Annotated in this window: 19 protein-coding genes and 1 pseudogene; 16 read left to right on the top strand and 4 right to left on the bottom strand. The window is 40.3% G+C overall.

Annotated features, from left to right (window positions below):
- Positions 1-138: 138 nt before the first annotated feature.
- The 4 genes from L3V77_RS09880 to L3V77_RS09865 all read left to right on the top strand — a co-directional run bounded on the left by L3V77_RS09880 (position 139) and on the right by L3V77_RS09865 (position 2,460).
- Complete coding sequence (locus L3V77_RS09880; protein WP_275133995.1) at positions 139-363, top strand: hypothetical protein; 225 nt, start codon at positions 139-141, stop codon at positions 361-363.
- A gap of 161 nt (positions 364-524) precedes the next feature.
- Positions 525-1,121, top strand: a complete 597-nt coding sequence (locus L3V77_RS09875; RefSeq protein ID WP_275133994.1) for a tyrosine-type recombinase/integrase — start codon at positions 525-527, stop codon at positions 1,119-1,121.
- A gap of 171 nt (positions 1,122-1,292) precedes the next feature.
- Positions 1,293-1,697: a GFA family protein gene (locus tag L3V77_RS09870; RefSeq protein ID WP_275136742.1), complete on the top strand. Its 405-nt coding sequence runs from the start codon at positions 1,293-1,295 to the stop codon at positions 1,695-1,697.
- Between the two features lie 292 nt (positions 1,698-1,989).
- Positions 1,990-2,460: a dual specificity protein phosphatase family protein gene (locus tag L3V77_RS09865; protein WP_275133993.1), complete on the top strand. Its 471-nt coding sequence runs from the start codon at positions 1,990-1,992 to the stop codon at positions 2,458-2,460.
- A gap of 233 nt (positions 2,461-2,693) precedes the next feature.
- On the opposite strand, the gene L3V77_RS09860 is transcribed toward L3V77_RS09865, so the two are convergent.
- Complete coding sequence (locus L3V77_RS09860; RefSeq protein ID WP_275133992.1) at positions 2,694-3,536, bottom strand: transporter substrate-binding domain-containing protein; 843 nt, start codon at positions 3,534-3,536, stop codon at positions 2,694-2,696.
- A gap of 610 nt (positions 3,537-4,146) precedes the next feature.
- Between L3V77_RS09860 and L3V77_RS09855 the strand changes: the two genes are divergently transcribed.
- The 7 genes from L3V77_RS09855 to L3V77_RS09825 all read left to right on the top strand — a co-directional run bounded on the left by L3V77_RS09855 (position 4,147) and on the right by L3V77_RS09825 (position 8,393).
- Complete coding sequence (locus tag L3V77_RS09855) at positions 4,147-4,644, top strand: GNAT family N-acetyltransferase (protein ID WP_275133991.1); 498 nt, start codon at positions 4,147-4,149, stop codon at positions 4,642-4,644.
- Positions 4,645-4,781: 137 nt separating this feature from the next.
- Complete coding sequence (locus tag L3V77_RS09850; protein ID WP_275133990.1) at positions 4,782-5,195, top strand: hypothetical protein; 414 nt, start codon at positions 4,782-4,784, stop codon at positions 5,193-5,195.
- 326 nt (positions 5,196-5,521) lie between these two features.
- Entirely contained in the window at positions 5,522-6,118 is a 597-nt protein-coding gene (locus L3V77_RS09845; protein WP_275133989.1) for a hypothetical protein, read from the top strand.
- Positions 6,119-6,120: 2 nt separating this feature from the next.
- Positions 6,121-6,456: a hypothetical protein gene (locus L3V77_RS09840; RefSeq protein ID WP_275133988.1), complete on the top strand. Its 336-nt coding sequence runs from the start codon at positions 6,121-6,123 to the stop codon at positions 6,454-6,456.
- A gap of 600 nt (positions 6,457-7,056) precedes the next feature.
- Complete coding sequence (locus tag L3V77_RS09835; RefSeq protein WP_275133987.1) at positions 7,057-7,515, top strand: nuclear transport factor 2 family protein; 459 nt, start codon at positions 7,057-7,059, stop codon at positions 7,513-7,515.
- A 114-nt stretch (positions 7,516-7,629) separates the two neighbouring features.
- The gene (locus L3V77_RS09830) at positions 7,630-7,998 is read left to right on the top strand and encodes a hypothetical protein (RefSeq protein ID WP_275133986.1); all 369 of its coding nucleotides are present in this window, start codon (positions 7,630-7,632) and stop codon (positions 7,996-7,998) included.
- A gap of 158 nt (positions 7,999-8,156) precedes the next feature.
- Entirely contained in the window at positions 8,157-8,393 is a 237-nt protein-coding gene (locus L3V77_RS09825; RefSeq protein WP_275133985.1) for a DUF4019 domain-containing protein, read from the top strand.
- A 271-nt stretch (positions 8,394-8,664) separates the two neighbouring features.
- Here L3V77_RS09825 and L3V77_RS09820 read toward each other — a convergent pair.
- A pseudogene (locus L3V77_RS09820) lies at positions 8,665-8,931 on the bottom strand (amino acid permease); the annotation flags it as partial.
- A gap of 324 nt (positions 8,932-9,255) precedes the next feature.
- Here L3V77_RS09820 and L3V77_RS09815 point away from each other — a divergent pair.
- Both L3V77_RS09815 and L3V77_RS09810 read left to right on the top strand, forming a co-directional pair.
- Complete coding sequence (locus L3V77_RS09815; RefSeq protein ID WP_275133984.1) at positions 9,256-10,860, top strand: BCCT family transporter; 1,605 nt, start codon at positions 9,256-9,258, stop codon at positions 10,858-10,860.
- Between the two features lie 265 nt (positions 10,861-11,125).
- Positions 11,126-14,179: a DUF2339 domain-containing protein gene (locus L3V77_RS09810; protein WP_275133983.1), complete on the top strand. Its 3,054-nt coding sequence runs from the start codon at positions 11,126-11,128 to the stop codon at positions 14,177-14,179.
- Positions 14,180-14,404: 225 nt separating this feature from the next.
- Here L3V77_RS09810 and L3V77_RS09805 read toward each other — a convergent pair whose 3' ends face one another.
- Positions 14,405-15,052, bottom strand: a complete 648-nt coding sequence (locus L3V77_RS09805; RefSeq protein ID WP_275133982.1) for a hypothetical protein — start codon at positions 15,050-15,052, stop codon at positions 14,405-14,407.
- Positions 15,053-15,055: 3 nt separating this feature from the next.
- On the bottom strand, positions 15,056-16,687 hold the full coding sequence (locus tag L3V77_RS09800) for a hypothetical protein (RefSeq protein WP_275133981.1): 1,632 nt from the start codon (positions 16,685-16,687) through the stop codon (positions 15,056-15,058).
- 308 nt (positions 16,688-16,995) lie between these two features.
- Here L3V77_RS09800 and L3V77_RS09795 point away from each other — a divergent pair, with 308 nt between their 5' ends.
- The 3 genes from L3V77_RS09795 (at position 16,996) to L3V77_RS09785 (ending at position 22,472) form a co-directional block, all read left to right on the top strand.
- A complete protein-coding gene (locus L3V77_RS09795; protein ID WP_275133980.1) occupies positions 16,996-20,919 on the top strand; it encodes an AAA family ATPase in 3,924 nt (1,307 codons plus the stop codon).
- Between the two features lie 228 nt (positions 20,920-21,147).
- On the top strand, positions 21,148-22,002 hold the full coding sequence (locus tag L3V77_RS09790) for a LysR family transcriptional regulator (protein ID WP_275133979.1): 855 nt from the start codon (positions 21,148-21,150) through the stop codon (positions 22,000-22,002).
- A 41-nt stretch (positions 22,003-22,043) separates the two neighbouring features.
- Positions 22,044-22,472 (top strand): glycine zipper family protein, encoded by a 429-nt coding sequence (locus tag L3V77_RS09785; RefSeq protein ID WP_275133978.1) that lies wholly within the window; start codon positions 22,044-22,046, stop codon positions 22,470-22,472.
- Positions 22,473-22,618 lie beyond the last annotated feature (146 nt).

The following is a 22,618-nucleotide window of genomic DNA, read 5'->3' as shown; positions in this document are numbered from 1 at the left end:
AGTTCGGGCTGTTGGTGCGTATTTCGGAGAAAGAGTTAGCTCACCCTTCGACCTAAATTAGCTAAACCTAAAATACGAAACCGTGGGGAATCTCTAGCACGGCTAGAAAGCCTCTTTGTCAAAGTTCAACGAGGTGAAATGACCGTTGATATAGCAATGCAGGAAACCGAAGCCATATTCGGTGCCGAGGTTGAGGAAGCCCCTGAGTTCATGTCTGATCTAAAGAAATCATTAGAACTAGTTCCAGTAATTCCGAAACAAATGGAATTGCATTTAGTGGATTCGGATGGCGAAGAACTTACAACTGAAGATCCAAAGCCTAAAAAGCCCAGCCCCCTCAGCCTAAGCGCCCAGATCCTGTAACAGATCAATTTTGATCTGCACCATCAATACTGGACACCACGCTAAATGACATTCCATACTTGAAGTTATTCACAAATTGCTAATTTAGGAAAGTTACTGGAAAATAATTGTCCATTTCCTTCCAACTACAATCGTGATGACCAATCAAAAAGGAGGTCATCATGGTGGTTTTCAACAAAACGAAACGAAGTGGCGTCAAAAAGCCTTTTCGGCTTGAGGAGATTTGGCGGATCAGAACCAGATTAGAGATTGAAAATAATTTGATGCAGCTTGCGTTGCTCAACTTAGCAATTGATAGCAAACTTAGAGCAAGTGATTTGCTCGTTCTCAGAGTTTGTGATGTATCTTCGCAAGATAGGATATTTAACCGCGTTAAGCATATCCAGCGCAAAACAGATATTGAAGTTCAATTTGAGATAACGACAAGAACTCAACAAAGCCTAATGAAATGGATTTTGATTGCTTCGCTAAGCAACGGCGATTTTCTTTTTCCAAGCCAAAGACGTAAGCACAAAGCTATAAGCTATTCCTACTATCGCTATCTAGTTAGAAAATGGGCGTCAAATCTTGGGTTGGATCCTAACCTGTATGGCACTCATTCTATGAGACGAACCAAAGCGACACTGGTCTATGCAAAAACTAAGAATATTCGAGCGGTACAGCTTTTATTGGGACATACGAAGGTAGATAACACGATACGCTACCTTGGTGTCGAATTAGAAGATGCATTGTTACTTTCAGAAGGCACTGATTGTTAGTCGAAATGAACCCTATTAAGTAGGGTTCCCATTAACCACCGACAAGCTGTTGCCCCATTGTTTGTTTACACCCGTCTACCTCACAGTTTGCTACTATCATATTTGACCGACTTTTTCTCATGTCTGTAGAGTGTTTTAAATTAAGCGGAATAGAATGGAGTTCTAGTGAATATCACATTGAAGGAAGTCGATGGTGTCCCAGTTCAAGAGAGACATAAAGCCAAGTGTCATTGTGGAAGTGTAGAGATTGAACTCTATTTACCAAATGGTGTAGAAGATATTCGGCGGTGTGATTGTTCCTTATGCCGAAGAAGAGGAGCAATAGCAGCTTCGGTACCATTATCGGGTATTAGGATTCTGAAGGGTGAAGATAAACTAAAGCTATATCAATTCAATACTAAAGAAGCTAAGCACTACTTTTGTAGTGAATGTGGCATTTATACTCACCACCAAAGGCGTTCAAATCCGAGTCAATATGGATTTAATGTCGCATGCCTTGAGGGTATCAACCCTTTGAAAATTGAAGGAATCCCAACCTACGATGGTGTAAATCATCCAGCAGACCGCAATAAGTAGAACTATTAGGGGACTTTACCTTAAGTTACAGTGAGTGGGTTTAGCAAGAAAATGCTTAATTGTGAGCTAGACCTTTTACTCATTCATATCTTGTTAACCTGAGTCTGCCCGACTTAAACTTATCCGATTGAGTTGACAAATTAGCATTCCCGTTATTAGTCGACATTTTTCAGTGTAGTTACCTTGCATGTGGTGTAACTAGTTGATCTAATGTGAAATGGACCGCATTATAACGGATAAAAGACGACAATTTTTCGTTTAATTAACGTAAGATGTCTAATGGAGAACAATTTTGCAGCAGATATTTTTTATTGAAAAATCAGTAGCAGGTAGGTGTGGTCCTGACAATAGCATGTGGGAGCTTGCTGAGCTACGCAATAATAACGTAGCTGCAATTCTATCTGTGAATGACGGTGAAATGGTGCATGTTTCGCTTCTGGAAACATTGGGCATTGCTTACAAAAACATTCCGCTTTCAAGTAATGCGCCAGCTCGTGATGGTGACCTAGAACTTTGCTTGAATTCTCTCCCACAAATACTCAGTTTCATAGAGCAGCACAAACGCAATGGTGTGGTTGTTGTTCACTGTAAATCAGGTAAAGATCGAACTGGTCTAGCTCTAGCTGCATATCTAATATGCACCAAAAAACTTCTTCCAATAGAGGCTATCGAAGCCGTTAAAAAGGTGAGGAGTGTTGCATTTACTGCGCCGGGTTGGGATGAGTTTTCGCTTAAGGTATTGAGTGCGCTGAGAGACACCTAAACGATTTATGTCCAGAGATGTGCCAGCGCGGTTATCGCTAGCACGTTTCTGCCCCATAGTTTGCCAGCGAGATTCTTGATCGATAAATTTCTTCCCGAATTTATCGGCACTACGTGAACGAATAGATGTTAAGGATTAATGAAAGAGAACTCCCAGAGACTGTCATTTTGTAACATTTATCGCCAAAACTCACGTTTGCATAATCATGTAAGCTTACTTGAGAGGATAAATCGCTATGGAACATCCTCGTTAACATGCTGCTCAAATAGTGCGTAATATCTCAATAACATGTTTTCAGTAATATCTACCCCAAAGGTTTCGCTATAACGTTTAATACAGGCAAGAAATGCTCCACTCTTCTTTGCTTCTTTTAACCCATTGATGAAAATAGTTTTTATCTCCAAATCCTCTTTTCGAAAAATTAGGGACAAAGGCTCGGTTAAGATTTCTTTGTCGACAGTAGCAAATTCTTGAATACGTTCAGGATAGTAGTCATGTAAAATTTGCCAGCCAGCAAGGTCTACAGCGATAGCCAGATCAATCCGCCCAGCATCTAACATCTGAAAATTCTGAAAGACTTCTTTGACATAGGTCACATTCAGTTGTGCCTCAGAAACCAAGGCAGTAGTTACACTGCCTCTTACGTTGCCTACATAATAGGACTCCAGCTCACTAAGTTGCTCGTAGGTCAAACCATTTGGGAAGCGCTGTTTTTTATAAAAGAAGACAAAACGCATATCAAATATATCAACAGAATCTACCAAGTGGCGGTTCTTCTCATTGTCAAACCAACGCGACACACCAAGCGTTGCACGATTTCTATTCGTTTTTATGGACCAAGTGTTACGGGACATAGGAATAATGTCGAACTTAACCTCATGCCCTACTGAGGTAAAAGACTCTGTCACTATATCGCGTCCAAGGCCATAACCAAGCCCATGGGTATGGTTGTCGGAAACAAATGGCGGATAGTTTATAGAAGAGATTGTGATGTGGTCGTGTGCATTGGTTGCCAATGAGCAAAAGAGCAATAAAAGTGTATAAAATGGATAACGGTTATGAAGCAATATGGGCATAAGTGATAAAGGCCTAATGAGTTAATGTGATTCTAACCTTAAGTATAGATCATGTAGGTTCGCTAAGGGCCTCGTTACGTAATTCGTACAGAAAACCAAACCGCCTAAAATTGACCAATACTTAAACAAGGTACTCGACTTCAGGAAGGAACGTTTCAGGGGGTTAATCCAATGTTGCATGTTATCCCGAATATATTGCATAGAGTAAATCTGATGCCACAGGTTGTGGATGAACAATAATGTCCATTTTCGTTCACGGACGGTACCTCCTCAAGCGGTGCCGTTTTGTGTTTTAAAATACCATAAGTTATCCGAAGGGTAGATTTCTCCAGTCGTTCCAAGCTCGTTTATGTCCAAAAATGTACTAGAGATTGATCAATTTTTATTGTCATTTCCCCAGTATTGGCTAATCGTGATGCACCTAAAAATGACCAAACTTTAGCATTTACATTGGTTAAATTAGCATGAAAAAACCACATTTTCGATCAAACTATATTGCCTTCCGACATATGCTTTATTTTTTAGTGATTTATGGTAAGTTGATGAAAAGTCGGGCAAACAGAAAAACGAACCTGCCTGTTATTAAGAATGTTAACTGGCAAGGAGAAAAATGGAAGTTCAGCTAGTAAAAATAGAACGAGAAGAGCGGCATGTACTTGAGAATTTGTTCTGTTACTACGTATACGACATGTCAGAGTATATGAAATGGAATCCAGCTAAAGATGGTACGTTCGGGGGTTACGATGTTTCAAAATTCGACCTTTATTGGGATCGAGACGACCATGTTCCATATTTCATAATGGTGAATAACGAACTCGCAGGGTTTGTTCTGATTCGTCGTTACCCATGTGACTTAACACTGTACGACATTGCCCAATTTTTTGTGCTTCGCAAGTTTAAAGGTCAGGGCGTAGGTAAGCTTGTTTTGGCGCAAGTCGTTAAAGCTTTTCCGGGTAAGTGGCAAATTCGAATTCTTTTGGAAAACTCAGGGGCACTCAGTTTCTGGAAGTCTGCTGTTTCCAATATCGTAGGCGAAGATTATAAATTGTCAAAAGCGAATGACGTGGATCTTGTAATGTTCTTTATCCACTTTGAGACAGCCAGTTAACCATCAATTCAAGCAGATTCGCAACGCTCGACAGTTTCGGTTTGCTTTGAATTTAGTGTTTACGGCACAATGGTTTTGGTTGGGTGGTTTGCCGCCTCCTTAGCGTGGTGCTCTTACTCTCGGAGGAATTAGCAACTGTGAAGAAATATGAAGGATATGTTTGGTTAAGCTCTGCTTTATCAGCGGCATCGTTCGCATATTTTATGGCAATCTTGAGCGGAAATGTCGATATCTCCAAATCGTTTTTCCTTGAATTATCGACGTTTTCCTTTGCCGTCAGTCTGGGGTTGAATAGTGTCATGGCCTTTATCGCGTTCAATAACAAACTAGCGGGTAAAGGTTCTGCATTGGATTCTGAATATGTTGGAGTTCAACGATTTCATATATGGAGTCTTCTATCTTTTATCGTTTCAGCCTTAACTTTAGTTGCAAGTTTTTCATTTATGGCAGCTCTTGCTATGTTTGTTGCGGCATTTTATGTTACCTATCAATACTCAATTGAAGATGCAGGTATTCGTGAAAAGTTTGGGGAGTCATTGAGAAAGTTATAACAAGGTTTTGTCCAAAAATGTGCTAGAAAAAAATAGGCCGTGACATACAGCCAGAGAAAAGTTTATTGTCAGAGTTGGAAACTTAGTTGTCCTCGGACAATCGGACAATCGGACAATCGGGCTATCATGGCCTTTTTTATGCGCCTAGCTTCGCTCGTAGATCGTTGGCGTGAGCGTTTTTTCCTTTTCATTTACAACAGGCCATCACTGCCACTTCTCGATTTCGACAGTCTCGTTCTGCTTTTATTTCCTTATCTTCTCTATGGTGGACCATTTGTGCGCTAACGTAATCTATACTTTTAGATTTACAATGGATTGCACACTGTATGGTTGAAGACGAGAACACGATACTCACTAGCGATGGTCAAGAGTCCACTCAAGCCAGCAACACTCACTGTTATGTTGCCGTACAGGAACCAGTAGTAACTCAGCAAGAGCCATCCTCCACCAGTGATATCTGGTTTGGAATCTCCACTGCACTGATAGGTGGGCTTGTCGGTGTTGGACTGACGTTTTGGCAAACAACGACGCATAGAAAGCGAGATAGGGCTAGTTCTCTATCTTCAGTGATCTTTGAGCGTTATGCGGAGTTTCGAGTTCTTCACCGTCGCTTGAAAAGTAATGTGACAGACGTGGACATGGCGTTTGAATTTGACGTGATTATGTTTGGCAACTGGTTAGATTGTGTTTATGCACAAAAAGACCGTGATGAATTCGATTGGGATTTGGTGAGCCGCACGGGGATCAATGATCTGACTCTAAAGTATGTGGACGCTGTCTTGTTTTATGCGAGTCATATCTCGCAATTGAATAATTCTATCGCTTCCAGTACCGTGATCCCTTTTACCTCTGAAGAGGAGCTTAAGACGGGGTGGTGCTATTTAATTCCCGAGTACAGAAGGCTTAAAACCTTGAAGGAGTAACCATGCACGATCAAGATTTAGTAACCATACTAGAGAGCATAATTGCAGACTCGAAATTAGCATTATCTATTTTGTGTGACCAACCTTCTGCAAGTTCTCGACACCTGATTCGCGATCTAAAGATGCTTGAGTCGCGTGTTGTAGACTACTGCAAGGCGCACTCTCCCATCAATCCTAACGATGTAATAGGTGACGCACAATCTGATGGTATAGTTAAGAGAGAGCGTGATGATCCTGACGTTTTTATATCGACTGAGCCAAAGTCGACTACAACAAAATCGTCTCATGGTTTCATTTGCCCTTACGGTAAATGCGAGATAAGCATCAAACCTAAGTAGCTTTTTCACTGAACCAGAGTTAGGAAAGGGGAGGTTAGACATCAGGAGTCGTATCGCTTTGACGCGTGCTGCTATCTCTGTTTCGAATTCCTTGAGGGTTTCTCCCTGCCTTTCCATGTACAAAAGTTGCTCCGCAACGCAAGGGAGCCATTGGTGGTCTTTCTGGGATTATTGTCGGTGAACAACAAAGATTGAAACTTTTCGATGCTTTTTGTCGTAACCTGTCTTTGCAATGGAGTCTTTGGTCAGGTTATTACAAACAGTTCAATCCAATGGCCTGTTACTGAAAATAAATCCCTCGAGTCTTTCACTTTCATATATTCGCTTGGGCTTTTTATATGAAAAATCAGGTTTAAATCAAAAAGCAGATATAGCATTATCTAAAGCGGTTGCTAGTTATAAGTCGTCGGATAATAAAAGTGAAAATATACCGCTAAAGGACTTAAAAAGTTTTGTTAGATATTTAGATGCGCGCATCAGCTAACAATCTGTTTTATTAGGACAAAAATCAGTTGCCTTTGTTCTGTTTTTTAACAATTTTAGATAACTAAATCCGCCTGTTAATGGGCTTTATTCGTACATAGTAGGAGTCGAGGATATATGAAAAAATTAAGTATGTTTCTATTTATATTTTTATCGATGTCATCATTGGCTAAAGAGGTCTCTTTGGAAGACAGAATGAAAGTTCTTGATGCTGAACTTTTTGAATCTTTCAACAACTGCCAGATACCTGAAGAGTTAGAAAAACATGCGAGTTATTTTTCTCCTGATGTAGAGTTTTATCACGACAATGGTGGTGTTACTTGGGATCGAGAAAGTATGATCTCAAATACTGAAAAATATGCATGCGGTAACTACACGCGTGAACTCGTTGCTGGCTCCTTCAAAACCTATCCAATTAAAGGGTTTGGTGCCATCACTGAAGGCGCTCACATTTTTTGTAAAACTAAAACTAAAACATGCGAAGGAAAAGCTGATTTTGTAATGGTTTGGCGTAATAAAAATAATAAATGGGAAATTACCCGAGCATTAAGTTACGGACATCGTGAAAATCAATAAAATCCGTTTATTAAGCCAATTATGCGGGACCAAAAACAGTTTGTTCACTGCGTTACCCAACTATTACTTAGTCGCTTATTGTGGTGTTATGTTTATCAAAAGGAAGGAGTTAAATTGAGACTATTAATCTTATTATCACTAATGTTAGTTTTAACTTCTTGCAGTACTCAAGGAAAACTTGAGTACATCACTGCGGAAGGTGAGCATAAAACAGCATGCGAAACAGAATATACTTGGGAGCCATCGGTGGATAAATATGCGGTTGAGTATATTTTGAGTTATTGTGCCAAAAAAGCGGTGCAAAGAAGTAACAAAGTTGTCGATGAGTCTCTCGTCAACTTAGACTTAACTATTCCTTTAACACCTAATGGTAAACCTTGGACTTTTGATTACGCAAAAGGGTTACATAAGATAAATGCCTTAAGTGACAAGGAGTATGGCTACATTATTGCGTATATAGATCTCGGATTAAATGAAGAGTAGTTTTCATACTCAAATAAGAATTTAAGGCAGACTGCTAACAGTTTTTTCGGCTCTGCTTCGTTAAGCACTTCAGCAAACTATAAAAAACCTTAATATGGACGTTATTTTTACTTTAAAGTTTAGTTAATACAATCAATTCAAATATAAAAGGAATTATCATGAAAAACCTATTATTAATCTTATCGTTAATCATATCGTCTGTTGTTTGGGCTAGCCCCTCGCCAGGTTCAAGTGCCTCTAAAGAATGGCTTAACATTATCGATGCAGGGAAATATGGTGAAAGTTGGCAAAAGGCAGACTTATTTTTTAAATCACAATTATCACAAAAAAATGGGACAGTGCTCTCAAAGAAAATCGTACACCCTAGGGTAAAGCTACTTCACACACAGAGTTAAGTGCTAAAGAATATTCATCTGTTCTAGCAAGCTTTTGTCCAAAAACGAGCTAAAAATCGACCAATCTATAGTGTTCTTCATGTAAGTATAAATTTCTTTTTTGGCTTTTGAATTGGTCCAATATTGTGACTGTCGAGCACTTTGTGGTGGTTGAATGTCTATGTTTTTAGATCAAACTTATTGTCTGCCGACAGCAAGTTGGGACATGAATAAACAAGAACCCTAACAAAAGCTAGGGTTCTTTAGACTAGGTTGGTTTCCAATACCAGTATTAAGGCTGTGTTATTGGTGATTTCTGTTCGGTTAAATCCTCTTTTTTTAACTGCTTCTTTTCAAATCGAGAGATCCACCAGTAAGCAAGTCCAGAGAAAACAGCGGTCATAAAGACATTAATAAAGAAGGCTTTTACTAAGTCAGTTCCTGCTGGGAACGCAGCGGCTGCCATGCTGACTATAAAGATAGTGATCAGCACTGAAACGACCGACATACCAAATAGGCGAGAACCCACTCTAAACTCACGAGGTGTTTCGTCGTGTTTCCCACTGAAGGTGTGTGTTCTGGTTAATTGTCCTGGTTAATTGCAAATGTCCAACCCCGTTTTAGTGCCGAGACAGTTGGCATTCATAGTTCAAAAATGTCCCAGTAAGTGAGTTGCAAGCAGTGACTAGATAACAGCCGCGCAGATAGATTTACGCCATCTTGTGTTACAATACGCCGCTTGGGATTGAGCAAAAGCCATTAATCACCTATAAAGGAGATTTTTATCATGTTTGTATTTATGATGCGGCTAGTCAATCAAATAGAAATGGATATGGAGTTGCTCCTTGTATTCGTTGATTCGGATATGTGAACATCAAAATTTATGATTTTTAAATCAAAAAAATACAGTATTGATTCTACAGATTATCAAGTTGGTCAAGATAACATCAGTAAATGGGGAATGGACTTCCATAACACAGTTTTCGTAGCCTCAGTCGGCTTGTCTATTCTTTTCATTGTCACCCTTCTCGCATTACCTCCAGCAGATGCAAAAGCAGCTATCGATTCCATTAAGGGTGCGGCGCTCTCAAATTTTGACTTCCTCTTTATGTGGGGGGCCAACATCTTGTTAATTTTTGCCATTATTTTAGCGTTTTCACCTCTAGGTAAAATTCGCTTAGGTGGTGAACACGCTACACCGGATTATTCAAAAGCATCCTGGATTTCGATGCTATTCGCCGCAGGTATGGGTATCGGACTCATTTTTTGGGGTGTTGCAGAGCCAACGGCGTTCTTCACCAATTGGTTTGGGACTCCACTTAATGCAGAACCTTACACGGAAGCGGGTCGTGAATTGGCATTAGGTGCAACCGTCTTCCACTGGGGCTTACATGCATGGGCTATCTATGGCATGACCGCGCTTTGCCTTGCCTACTTTGTTTACAATAAAGGGTTACCACTCTCAATGCGCTCTGTTTTTTACCCCTTGTTGGGTGATCGAGTTTGGGGGAAAACGGGTGACGTGATTGACGTATTAACCGTATTGGTTACCTTGTTTGGCCTAGCGACGTCTCTTGGTTTAGGGGGCACGCAAGCGGCTAGCGGTATCAGTCATGTTTTTGGGATAGAAAATAACATCTACCTTCAGCAGTTCATTATTGTATTGATTATGGGCTTAGCGATTGTATCTGTTATGCGAGGCATGGATGGAGGCGTTAAGTTTCTAAGTAATCTGAATATGGTTATTGCGTTTGTATTTCTTGGTCTTATTGCTGTATTGAATTTCACCACAGTATTGGATTCGTTGGTTACCGCTGTGACGGGTTATGTGAAAAACATTCTTCCGTTGAGTCAAACCTCTGGCCGCGACGACACAACTTGGCTGCACGGTTGGACTGTGTTCTATTGGGCATGGTGGGTAGCGTATGCCCCTTTCTTTGGTATGTTCGTAGCACGTATCTCTAAAGGACGCACCGTTCGCGAGTTTCTTCTCTGTGTCATGCTTATCCCGACATTGGTAACAACGGCTTGGATGTCTATCTTCGGCGGCGTTGCTATTGAACAGGTGATCGACAAGGTGGGGCAGTTAGGCCTTGATCAAGGTATTACGGATGTCTCTCTAAGCTTATTCTATATGTTAGATGCTTACCCGTTCGGAAATGTTCTATCCGTTATCGCGGTAGTACTGATTATCGTTTTCTTTGTGACAACATTAGACTCGGGCTCTATCGTTATTGATGGTATGACGGCGGGTGGTAAATTAGAAGTACCAGTCAAACAGAAAGTGGTTTGGGCTGTTATCTCTGGTTCTATCGCAATGGTTATGTTGTGGATTGGTGGTACTCAATCTATTCAAGCTTTGCAATCAATCACCATTATTGCCGCATTGCCGTTTACGATTATTCTGTTGTTGGGCAGTGTGAGCTTGCTTAAAGGGTTATTGACGGAAGTGGATAAGCCTCAAGCAATGACTAACCAAGTTAACTAATCTCCCGTTTTATTGTCCTCATTCCCACGCTCCTGTGTGGGGATGCAAACCGAGTTTAAAGCGACTATACCTCTGCGCAAATGCTCACTTTGCACGATTAAATGCTTATGGTTTTCTAAGATTACATAAGCATAATTAGTCTCCGGTTTGATATGGGTTCACAACGTCAATTAATCCGATAACTTTAATAGGACAAGGGTTACTTTTAGTGTATTCATTATGATAGCCTACTGAAATAAATAATTATTTTTAAGAATGTAGATTTATGGATGAATTGACTTTTTTCTTTGGTGCTGCTCTAATTTTTCTGTTACCCATTATCATATCTATCGTGGCGTTTAACAAAGCAAAATCATCCAATACATTGACAACACAACTACGTGAGCAATTGGAAAGGCTCAAAACGGATCATACCTTGTTGCGTATGGAATTCGAAAAGCAACAAACTGGCGATAATAACATCCCAATACCAACACCTTACAAGGTTGAAGACGAAGCCTCTTGTGACCTAGAAAATAATGCAGAAAATTATGTTATATCGGATGCTCAGGCAATTACTGCACCTGAGATGGAAGGAACGATAAGCTTAGCCTCGGAGTCAATTCCACGAAGAAACAGCAATTATACAGCCAAATTTACTCGTCTGCTTTATCGGGTAAAACAAGCGCTGCCTGATCCAATTACTCAATTTATTGATAAAATCAGCCCTATTGCTTTGGTTGGTCTATCGATTGTATTTGTTGGGCTGTCATTTCTAATCAAACTAACTTATGAGGCGTTTAGCGTACCGCTTGAACTTAAACTGTTAGCTGTAGCGATAGCGGGTATCTGTTGTGTTGGTCTGGGTTGGAGGTTACGGAACAAACCGAACCATTTCGGTGTTATTTTGCAAGGTGGTGGTATGGCTTTGCTGTATCTTGTATCGATAGCTGCGGGACGCTATTTCTCTCTCTTGTCTATTGAGTTAACGTTTGTATTAGTTACCGTATTGGTCGTCATCACTACATTACTTGCCTTGCTTCAAAATACACAAATTATGGCCGTTGTGGCAGCAGTAGCAGGTTTTGCTGTTCCGGTATTGTTGTCTACGAGTACCGCTGGAAATCATCTTATTTTACTTGGATATTATCTGCTATTGAATGTTGGCCTTGTATTTCTGGCCTACAAGAAAAGATGGTATTTTTTGGAGAAGTCTGGCGTTGTATGTACTTTTGTCCTAATTGAAGCATGGTTGGTTTTTTCATATCAGCCAATATTAATGTTGGAAACGCTGCCGTTTTTAGCAAGTTATTTTGTATTGTATTTTTTACTGGCGCATTCTCATGCGGGTGAAGAATTTTCAAGTAATAAGCAGATTATCTCCAATAGTTTAGTGTTCACACTTCCTCTTACTTCATACGCACTCTTTTATACAGCAACAGAATCCATTGCGATGTATACGGCTTATTCATCACTGTTTCTATTCTTATGTTATGCGTCAGCGGCGGTAATAACATTTAAGTATCAAAGAAATGATCAGCTCGTTAGCGTATACAAAAGTTTCGCGTTGCTATTCTTGGCAATGGCAATTCCAGTGTTCGTTAGTGCTTCTTCGACGGCTATTATATATGCGTTAAAAGCGGCAACTATTCTCTGGTTAAGCAACCAACAGAATAGGGACAAATTTGCGCTGGTTGGGCTTGGCTTTTTGGTGGCGAGTTTGTATCAATTGTATCAGTGGCAAGAAAGCATTCTTTTTCAACCTTTGACGATATGGTCATGGGTCATTCAAGTTGTGTTAGTTGCGTTTGTGCTGGTTTTTTATGCCTCTGATTGGAAGTTTAGCTATAAGACACGTTGGTTAACAGTGACTAATACGGTGGTTTCCATTATTTCAATGGTGACGGTCGTGTTGGTAACTGGTATCTGTTGGTGGTGGGTAATATCGACAGAATCGAGTTATCTATTGTCTATTCAACTTCTATTTGTCGGCATACTTTTATTTTGCAGTCACAGGTTCTCTAGACCAATGCTCTGTTGGAGTACGTTGCTATTACCATTAATAATGGCCCTTTATTTTTACAGCTCCCAATTAAACCATCTTGTTGTTAGCGGAATAGCTATAATAGTTTCAGTGATATTACTGTATAAAACGACCTTTCCAATGTACTCGAAAACGCTTTCACTCTGCACTATGGCGTGCTTTAACGTGTTGTTAGGTGTACTGGTTATAACCGCGTCAAATCGCGCGACTTGGCATGTCAGCACTGATCTGGTTCTGGCTATCTACCTTCTTGCTGCACTTTCAATCTGTTTCTTTTTGTACCGAGCGACACGTTGGTTACCAATCAGTCAGTTGTTTTGGCTTTCACCCCTTTGGATTACGTTATTGGCGGCTTTTGTCGTTGCGCCTGAAACTCACCTGGAATGGGCGGAACGAGGTGGGGTAGTCGTGGGTGTTTTTGCCCTACTTTATGCCTTTATAAAATATGACATATATGCTGCCATCACTGATCTTATTCATCATAAAATCGCAGCAAAACGCGTTGTTTATGGCAGTCACGCGATTCACTTTTGTGGATTGGCACTATGCTGTTTTATCTACATATATCAAGTATTCGATCTTAACATTGAAGAAGGCGTTCTATTATTACCATGGTTCTCTACAGCCTTTATTTCGGTTTGTTACGTGCCTAAACTTAAAAACAAGTGGCCTTTGAAACAATATTTACCGTTATATCAACAAGCTATTGTGCTGCCCATGGTTGCTATAATTGCCTCGTTCATCCTGTACAGTTTGCCTATATTTAATGTAAGGATAGCCAACGTTATGTGGCTGCCTATTTTGAATGCTATAGAACTCACTGCCATTGCAACTGTCATTATCGTTGCCGTCTGGTTACGTAATAAAAACACGCAGATAGCGATAAACAGATATATTCCGAACCGGTACAGCGTGAATGTACAGATCGCAACATGGTGCGCAGTAACGGGAGTTATATTTGCGCATTGTGCATTAGCTCGAGCAGTAAGCGACTACACGCCAACCAGTTATACGCTTCCTTCTTTGTGGCAATCTGGTATTTTTCAAGCAGGAATAGCCATACTTTGGAGTATGTTAGCCATGGTGGCAACCTCTGCCGGTTCGCGACTTAAGATAGTGAGTTTGTGGTGGCTTGGTACGTTAATGTTTGGGCTCACTGTGGTTAAGATGCTTATTATAGATTTGAGTAATAGAGACACCATCGTAATGGTTTTCGCTGTTATTTTTGTTGGTGTTGTCATGGTTTTAGTGGGCTATTTTTCACCAATGCCAAAACGAATTAAGTCATGTAGTTAGTTTATAAGTAAACTTATATCGCTTAGCTAGAGGTATTAAATATTGGTTAATGTCCGACTATATCTATTGGAGTTAAAGTGTATTGCACCGAGCCAGTAATATGGGTAATTTAAAACGCTTCGAAGCCTCAGTTGAGTAAGAATAAAAAGGATTAGCATTATGTTATCGGTTGATGCCAATCCTTTTCTCGCCTGTCTAAATAGCTCTAGTACCTAAAGTGAATACTTAAGATTTTTTTGCTAAGGCAACATGAACATTAGGTTCATTCCATGATAGGTTTAGTTTTTTACGATAGGTGGCATACCCTTTTTTGCTTACTTGAATGATATATTTGCCATCCCTGAGTATCATTCCTTCTTTGTATTTTGGCGTGATATTCATTATTTTAACGATGGCATTGCTAGGGTAAGTAAAGACCTTTAAAGGGAACTGTTTTTTGAGTTTTTGCTGATTCGTGACGGTAGGTAAAGCCGAAATGATAACGGGTTCATCAGTCTTTGGGATGTTCACATAACGATAGAGCGCTTTTTTACCCTTTTTATCTTTGAAAGTGACCGCGACGTACTTAGCTGGCAGTTTGATATTGTCATAATTGCTGAGATAAACATGACCTTTATTTGGGAAATATAAACCTAAGTCGTATTGTCCTAAGTCGGTAAATTTAATTGGAACGCTGTTATCTGCATCAGCAAAACGGACGTCATTTTTCTTTACAAATTTATCTAATGATCCGAAAAAACCAACAGATTCGTGAGTGACCGTTCCGAAAAGCTCTTCTTTAAGATACCGATAAACGGTGCCAGTGATTCCTGAACTTGCCATCGCGTTACTTGAAATGACCAAGCTTAATAATAACGTAAATAGTCTGATCATCTGTTAATCCTCTATTAAACCTGTAATTGCCATTGCGGCGACTTCCGCCATAATGGAGCTTGCCATTTCACTGAGTAGCTCTTGCTCAATGCCCAGAGATAATAGTTCGCTACTTACGCTGTCTAGTAATGAAACAAACATCACCGGGTCGTTCTCTATCATGTTCTGTATAGCGATGTCCATCGCTTCACTTGTGAGTTCATCTAATACCGCAGACTGCACGTCGTTTGCCAGTTCTGTATATAACTCATCAATCTTGCGTGCCGCGGCCATCGAGGTTTTTACTCCACTACTAGGTAAAGGAATAAATAAGGTTTCGATTACAGAAGAGATTATTTTTACTTTTACTATGTTGGTGCAGAAGCTTGGTATTTTGTTTTCTTTTGGCTTTGGCATCTTTATTTTTGGTTCTGACGTTAATGCCTTGTTTGAAATATCAGTAATTTGAGGATTCTGCAATGGTACTGACTTCGAGCTTAACAAAAATCCAGAACCAAGAATGTTGGTAGAAAGTTGATAAGACGGGGTTGCGAAAAGGTAGTATTTCTCCCCTAAGGCAAATTGCACGATATTATCAGCATTATCCGTATAATCGACAGATGAAATAGACAGTTTTATTCGAGTGGTACTGTCCTTAGAAAATGTGACCAAACCTCTAGGTAAAATAGCGTTTAGCGAACTTTCAATACTGTCGATGAGTGGCTTTTCAATCGTCTTCTTGATACTTTCCGTTGGTCTATCGTCTTGCCAAACAAGGGTATGGGTTTTTTCTTCGGAGTTTGATTTTTTAACATTTCGGCCGTATGTTGTCAGGTGTTCTAACTTAGGGTGAGGTCCTTCAGCCTTCAATTCGATATCGATACCGAATTCATATTCACCTTTAAGTAACATTTTTGCGACCCAAAGTGGTAGGTAACCTTTTTCGCTGTTGTTATCGAAAGTTCCACCGGAAGACGTATTAGCTCGAATGTGGATGCTTTTGGCAATGGCATAGAATGCCTGTGAGAGTTCTTTTTGAAGGGATATTTTTCTCGTGTGGCACAGCGCTAATCGACTTTTCTTATAATAAAACCGATAAAATGGTTTTTTCTGTATTGTATCAATCCATTCATTTAGTACGACCAAACTGGTGCAATCATTGATGGCCTGTTTATTCATTTTCCCTTGCGTTGTTGTCGGGGTTGATAGATGGATACTTACAGGGCGTCGTTTTATTTTTTTTCTATAAACAATGATCCAAGCAGTGAACAAAATAAATATTAAATATTGAGTGAATAGTCCCTCACCTTGGTAGCTTTGTTTTAATTCTCTTCGTTGCTTTTCCGGTATTCTCTTGTACTGATCAATACCACCCGTTTTTGTATCATGGTCGACATACTTGGCCACTGCCAGCCATTCAAATGGAAGTACACGATTAATTTTCCACGCGACAAGATAGGATTTATTGTCAATAACTACCGGTGATTGTTCTAGATCAATGGTGTAACGTGCTGGGCCTGCCATTGAGGCGACAACATAAATAACAATCAAGGCCGCAACATTTACACCGATATTTTGTAAGCGAGGTTTGTTCTTCTTAAAACCAAGGAGAGCGAAAAATAAGCCAACCAATAAACTAATTGTAAGAAATTTCATCTATGCACTTTTCTGTGTATTTTATTATATTCGCGAATTATAGGGTAGTTTCCCAATCAAAACCATATACGGTTAAAATAAATTTTTGTAATTTTTTCATCATGTTATTGTTGGGATTTATACCGTATAGTTGTATAAAGTGAGAACAAGTAAGATGAACGTTAAAGCCATCAAGTCCAGTGACGGGGTGATGCCTAATGAGCTACTGGATAAACTAATTATCTACACCGCATTACGCTTGAAATTCAATTCAGATTACACTCTTTCATCGTGTTAAAACCTTAATCATCCAGCGCTAGGACTCATTAATGAATAAATATAATCTCGTGAAGGCTTTCTTTAACCAAAATCATATTTTTTGGAATGGTAATCCACTCGAGACGACCTTTTTAGCGAGCAGTAAATCTCTCTTACCCATTGTACTCGTTGCCATAGACAAATTAATTAACGATCCACGTCTTTTGTCGACAATGTTGAACTATGACCTTGTGGTTAATAAGGAAGGATTGTGTTTCGTTGAGGCGATAAATATCGATATTTTGGATGAAGAAAAAATTATTACTGCGATTAAAGAGGCGGGTGGTACAACGCTGATATCTGATCATTTTAACCTTATTGCATCATCTGATGACAATAACTTGAACTATGATGTCTCAACGTTTTGTACTCAAGTTAGAGAGAAGTTTGTCAACTATGAACAAGAACATAGGTTACATATTGAATCGGATTTTGACTTTCTAACCATTGAAAAACAGGTGAGCAATGTGTCTGATGTCGATTTGAATGATCTTCATAATCAAACTGCGTTAGATGAATCACCATTGGAGCAATCTATGTCGAATCAGCCAACTTCTTACGAATCAATTACCTATGACACGAATGACCATAGGTCGAATAAATCGAAACCTCTTCTCCCTTTTGCACTAGCAGAAAGTTATCCAATGATGGATAACATAGGAAAGAATTTCATTGAAGAAATTGCCGTTATCGCCACGGCCGAATACCTATCTCAGCATTCGGATAAAACAATTGAAGATTTGGAGAAAGAGGCGGCATTAGAACTTAAGGTGACGGAAGCGACGATACTGGCTGCGCTTATTCATGAAACTGCCATATTAGATAAACTTGCTTCGAACTTTCAATGCCAAAGCTATCAATTGATGTTTAGTGAGAAGGTGTACGCACTGCGTTCAAACCTGTTTCGTTTTTCAGAGAGTCGCAGTTTTGGCGATCCTTCTTCTACTTGGTATCAAGTCGCGAAGAAATGTGTTTCAAAACTGAAGCTCTCTTCTTATGTCCAACACTGCTTCGCGAACGCTTTTACCGATAACAAAATGGGTACAGGGGCATTTGTTGACCAATTAATGCTCAGTAACAATGACGATGTCAGCTATATAGAGTTCAATAACAGAAGAAAAAATAATCTGGTTTTTAGATCCTTATCTAGCCAAGGTATAAAACGAAAGCTGAGTAAGAAAGTGATTGGTCAGGAAAGTGCGATAAACAGTTTATGCCAAGGATATTTGACGTCGAGTATTGATTCCCAACAGGGACCGCGCACTATTTATACGTTTGTTGGCCCATCAGGCGTCGGAAAAACATTTCTGGCTTCTCAGTTATTGAGCGAGTTAAACGAATACGAAAAAACCGGCTATGAATTCAACGTATTTAATATGGAGCACTATGCAGACAGTCGTGATGGCTTAAAGCTATTTGGAACTGGGATTCAATATGTAGACGCTAGCTTAGGTATGTTGACCCATGTTGTTAGGGCGCAACCGAGACAAATACTGTTGTTTGATGAAATAGAGAAAGCGCACAGCACAGTCATTCAGTCGCTGTTGTCGATATTAGACAGTGGACTCGCTAAAGATCAAACCAGTCAAGAAGTGGTGGATTTTAGCCAATGTATCATTATATTTACGACCAACCTTGGCCAAGATATTATAGCGAATAACCCACAGAATCGTTCTATTAGTATCTTTGACATTTTGCGCAGCTCTAAAAATCCGTCGAGTAAAACGCAATTGTCACCAGAATTTGTTAACCGATTAGCGAAGGGTTACCCCATTGTTTTCTCATCACTCAAGATTAACCATCTTTTGCGTTTGGCCGACCGTGAACTAGAACAAAAAGAAATGCCTGACCCGCAACTTACCTTTGGCTGGCCTGATAACTTTGCCGGATTCTTGCTAAAAACAATGGCGCCGGACATTTCGGTTCGAGGGTTAAAGGGCGTTTCAGCAAAAGTTCAGTCGCAAATCCTGAATAAGGCGACGCCATTTTTTGAACAGTTTCCTCACGACAAGATGGTGTTTGAAGTTCAGGTCGACAATGAAGAACACGGACAGCCACATTCTCATAGCAAACTACTGCTGTTAGATAATGACTCGAGAGTTTTTGAACTGCTTAATTGTACCAGTATGAAGAATGATGTTTCTCTTTGCAGTGATAAAGATAAGATAAAAAGCGCCATAGAAAAACACCTTCCAGACGCGCTACTTATTGATATTGATACGATAGAAAATAGCCACAGTTCGTTATTGTATTTTCTTTCGGATGAGTTAGATAAACACAGTAAGCTTCCTATCTTTACCTATCGTATAGTGAATGAAGACGAACAAGATGACTCGGTTAGTCTGTCTCATGATGTGAGAGAACATTTTAGTCTTGAGTTGTCAAAATTTGAACATTCATTTCCCTCAATGATAGAACGAATACAATACTATTTGGCGATAGAACACGATTTATCCAATATGACAAGACGCAGGGAGGCATTGGGCTATCACTGTTCCGTCACCCCGTCAGAGCAGGGCTTTAATGTTTTATTTCACCGTCAATCAGTGAACCAGGTAGTACAAACGGATGACTTGCGAGCAAACGACTTGTTTAAGATGAGCCTACCGACGATCAAATTAGATGACGTCATTGGATTGGAGAGAGCAAAAAAACGGTTGATAGACGTCATTAGTTGGCTTAAAACACCGGAAAAACTGAGCCATTTTGGTGTGCCTATCCCAAGTGGTTTCCTGTTTGCAGGGCCTCCCGGAACGGGCAAGACGCTTTTAGCGAAAGCCGTGGCAGGGGAGAGTGGACTGCCATTTTTTGCGGTTTCAGCTTCTGAGTTGTCATCTTCTAGTTCTGGTGGGACGACACAAAATATTAAAAAGTTGTTTGCTACGGCAAGAAAATACGCTCCGTCGATGGTGTTTATTGATGAGATTGACGCCATTGCATCCCGTCGTTCTGACAGTGAACAAGGCGCCGACCGCGATCGCAACCTAACCGTCAATGCTTTACTTTCAGAAATGGATGGGTTTGTGTCAGTTGATGATGCGGTATTTGTGATGGCGGCAACAAACCACCCACAGTTGTTAGACAGTGCTATTGTCCGCCCAGGACGATTTGACGAAACTATTTTTTGTGATTTACCTAATCGCAATGCACGAGAACAGTTCTTTACTAAGTTTTCGGCAAGGCATAACGTTGAGTTTGTCACCGCAGACTTAAATGACTTGGTTGCATCATCAAGAGGGATGTCTTCCGCTCAAATCGACCAAGTATTTAGAGAAGCAATTTATCAAGTGGTGGGTGAAAATAATCCATTGACGGTTGAAGCGCTCAAAAAAACCATGGTGCGAGTGTCCTACGGATCGCCAAGTGAGAATATTGTATTAAGCGAGCGTGAGAAACAGCGTACAGCCTATCATGAAGCTGGGCACCTTCTTGTTTCATCGCTGTTGTTCCCTAAACAAGAGATTGACTTTGTCACGATTGAACCGCGGGATCAGGCGTTGGGTTTTGTCGCGACTCGAGCAGAAGAGGAGTATGAAGGTTATTCGGTCGCTCGTATCATGAATCGGTTAGAGGTGTTATTGGCGGGAAGAGTCGCTGAAAAGCTTTTTTCTGCAAAAGCAGATGAAATCAGTTCAGGCGCATCCAATGATATAAGTAAGGCAACGAATTTAGCGATGCACGCTATATACGAAGGCGGACTCGAGCCTTCAATTGGCCCGGTAAACGTTGGAATGCTCACCAAATACGAAGAGAGTGAATTGCTGTTAAACGCCCAAACCGCGGTACAGCAATGGATAATAAAAGCAGAAAACTCAGTAGAAAAGAGGCTAACTGAACATCGATCTTCTTTAGACTCAGTAGCAAATAAGTTGTATGAAAAAGAGTCACTATTGGGGGAAGAAATCGAACAATTACTTTTTTCTTTAACACGCTGATCTGCGGTTGAAAATACCCATAATTTCACAATCGCTAGGATTGCCCAATCCTAGCGATTGTTTTCTTTCTGAATCGCTTAACTATTCGCTTATGAATGTTCTTTTCGTTGCAGATTAAAATCTAGGGAAGACGACAATTGAACGACTAAGGTGGCATAATGTCTCAGTCTTATCCGAATTGAATATAAGACCTTTCGTCGCCACTATTATAAATAAGAGGCTAAAGCTTTGGATCTTAATCTACTCACCACCTTTTTTGCGGTATATAGACAGCGTTCAATCACTGCAGCGTCTGAACAATTAGACTTAACCCAACCAGCCGTTAGTGCTGCAATCAAACGTTTAGAAACGGTTGTAGGTAAGAAACTTTTTGTTCGTGAAGGTCGAGGAATCGCTCCGACTGGTGCGGCGGTATCGCTTGCGAATAAAATTGAGGACCCGCTCAATATTATGGGGAACATCGAGAAACAAACGGATGATCTCAATGTTTACTGTACTGAGAGCCTAATTCACTTCGTAAGCGATGTTAAGGGGGTGCGATTCAGTGAAGCACCACTTGAAGAGAGTGCGTTGTTTGACGCTCTCATTTCTCAAAAAGTGGATATAGTGATAGACGTAATATCCAGTAAAAAGCATTCATTAATAGAGGAGGCGTTGTTCGAAGATGAGGCGGTCTGTCTCACTCGGATTGGACATCCACGAATTGGAGAAACCCTTAGCCACGACGAATATTTCCAAGAGCAACATATAGCGCTTAGATTTAAGCGTGGTGACATGAATACGGTGGAGTTTCTGTCTGACAAAGATATTCAACCTCGTAGTGTTAAGATAGAAACGAGTTCCATATCGAGTATGTTAATGCTTGCCAGTACGACGGATTTGATTGCTGCCTCTACACGTTCTTTTGCTGAAAAGCTCGCACCTGTACTTGGGTTGAGAATTCATCCCATTCCACTTGAGCTTAATACTATTAAATTTCGGATGCTGTACCATCGGCGCTATTTCAAGGATAAACAACACCTGCAAATACGAGAAGAATTAAGAGAAGTGCTCTCTAAACATAAATCAAATCTAACTTCATAATTTCCAGTAGCTAATCAAGCCCCCCATTACTGGAGATACACATGAAAAAACGAAATCTATTTAACAACGCTCTCGCAGTAGCGGGTGTTGTTCTATTCTCGATTGCACCCACCTATGCCAATGGGCATACTTTGATGTTTGATGAATTACAGTACGATTCTGTTCAATTCAATCTGGATCAGCAGCAATGCTCCGATTTACTCGTTAATGTCGGTCAGCATAAATCGGCTGGGGCCGCCGAGCAGGGGGTTAAGCGAGGTCTACGAGGGGCAACTGCAGGAGCGCTAGCGGGAAGTATTTCCGGGAATTCAGGAAGCAGTGCAGCGAAAAAAGGTGCCGCTATTGGGACGACTGTTGGGGTGTTATCGGGCAGAGGCTCTAAAAAATCTGCTGAAAATTCAAATCAGAATGAACGCGACGATCTAATGAGAAATTGTATGTTGGGTAGGGGATATCGTGCTTTGAATTAACCCACTAAATTAGTGATAAGTTTTAGAAAAAAAACAGACGTTTACATTCCTAAATTGAGGTGCTTATTATGTCATTTGAAAGCTTTCTACCAAAGGCTCTTGTTATTGGAATTATCACATTTATGCTTGTTGCGGGTGCGTAACCT

The organism is Vibrio sp. DW001, assembly GCF_029016285.1.
Taxonomy (GTDB): domain Bacteria; phylum Pseudomonadota; class Gammaproteobacteria; order Enterobacterales; family Vibrionaceae; genus Vibrio.
The sequence above is the reverse complement of the archived record's forward strand: the minus strand, read 5'-3'. Positions and strand labels throughout refer to the sequence as shown.

What these genes read in the sequence shown, in the direction of transcription:
- L3V77_RS09825 (WP_275133985.1), top strand. Translation starts at nt 8,157, where the DNA reads ATGAAAAACCTATTATTAATCTTATCGTTAATCATATCGTCTGTTGTT.
- L3V77_RS09835 (WP_275133987.1), top strand. Translation starts at nt 7,057, where the DNA reads ATGAAAAAATTAAGTATGTTTCTATTTATATTTTTATCGATGTCATCA.
- L3V77_RS09795 (WP_275133980.1), top strand. Translation starts at nt 16,996, where the DNA reads ATGAATAAATATAATCTCGTGAAGGCTTTCTTTAACCAAAATCATATT.
- L3V77_RS09810 (WP_275133983.1), top strand. Translation starts at nt 11,126, where the DNA reads ATGGATGAATTGACTTTTTTCTTTGGTGCTGCTCTAATTTTTCTGTTA.
- L3V77_RS09875 (WP_275133994.1), top strand. Translation starts at nt 525, where the DNA reads ATGGTGGTTTTCAACAAAACGAAACGAAGTGGCGTCAAAAAGCCTTTT.
- L3V77_RS09845 (WP_275133989.1), top strand. Translation starts at nt 5,522, where the DNA reads ATGGTTGAAGACGAGAACACGATACTCACTAGCGATGGTCAAGAGTCC.
- L3V77_RS09860 (WP_275133992.1), bottom strand. Translation starts at nt 3,536, where the DNA reads ATGCCCATATTGCTTCATAACCGTTATCCATTTTATACACTTTTATTG.
- L3V77_RS09815 (WP_275133984.1), top strand. Translation starts at nt 9,256, where the DNA reads ATGATTTTTAAATCAAAAAAATACAGTATTGATTCTACAGATTATCAA.
- L3V77_RS09880 (WP_275133995.1), top strand. Translation starts at nt 139, where the DNA reads ATGACCGTTGATATAGCAATGCAGGAAACCGAAGCCATATTCGGTGCC.
- L3V77_RS09805 (WP_275133982.1), bottom strand. Translation starts at nt 15,052, where the DNA reads ATGATCAGACTATTTACGTTATTATTAAGCTTGGTCATTTCAAGTAAC.
- L3V77_RS09785 (WP_275133978.1), top strand. Translation starts at nt 22,044, where the DNA reads ATGAAAAAACGAAATCTATTTAACAACGCTCTCGCAGTAGCGGGTGTT.
- L3V77_RS09840 (WP_275133988.1), top strand. Translation starts at nt 6,121, where the DNA reads ATGCACGATCAAGATTTAGTAACCATACTAGAGAGCATAATTGCAGAC.
- L3V77_RS09855 (WP_275133991.1), top strand. Translation starts at nt 4,147, where the DNA reads ATGGAAGTTCAGCTAGTAAAAATAGAACGAGAAGAGCGGCATGTACTT.
- L3V77_RS09800 (WP_275133981.1), bottom strand. Translation starts at nt 16,687, where the DNA reads ATGAAATTTCTTACAATTAGTTTATTGGTTGGCTTATTTTTCGCTCTC.